Here is a 555-nt window from a genome sequence, read left to right as displayed (position 1 = left end):
CCGCCGACGAGCCGAGGAACTGCCCCAGCGCGGGAATGAAATCGCCCGAGGACAGGCCATGCAGGTACAACAGCGGCAACACCTCGCTGATCGAGGGGGTCTTGCGCGCCCAGGCCGGCAGGATCGATGAGGAGAACCGGTGGCGCTCGCCGGTGGCCTCATCGATGCGCTTGTCGTTGATCCTGGGGGCCGTGACCTCGATGGCGCCGGCCGTGGTGAGGATCTCGCGCGGCTGATGGGAGCCGTTACGGACCACCAGGCGGCGACCGGCCGCATCGCGCTCGTCAGCGAAGGCGGCGATGTAGGCGTCCACCTCGGCCTGCAACGCGGCGGCCAGCATCTTACGGGCGCCCTCACGAACGATCTGGTCGATCAACGAGGACGAGGCGGCTGTCGATGAACTGTCGTCAGCGGGCAGTTCGGGCACTACGGTGAGCGGCACGGGTGTGCCTTCCCGACCGACGCGCCAACGTCGGCCTTATCTCGAAACCATCATCGGATGATCCGGGAAGGTACACCCCTCCCCGGCAGATCCACAGGTTTCGATCATTGCTC

At 66.5% G+C, this 555-nt stretch carries 1 protein-coding gene; it reads right to left on the bottom strand.

Going from position 1 to position 555, the window contains the following annotated elements:
- Nucleotides 1-427 (bottom strand): transposase (locus ACTOQ2_RS44065; protein ID WP_440108019.1); only part of this gene is annotated, 427 nt, incomplete at its 3' end.
- Between the last annotated feature and the right edge of the window lie 128 nt (nt 428-555).

The sequence above is a fragment of the Streptosporangium sp. H16 genome (assembly GCF_051918855.1).
GTDB lineage: Bacteria > Actinomycetota > Actinomycetes > Streptosporangiales > Streptosporangiaceae > Streptosporangium.
The sequence above is the reverse complement of the archived record's forward strand: the minus strand, read 5'-3'. Positions and strand labels throughout refer to the sequence as shown.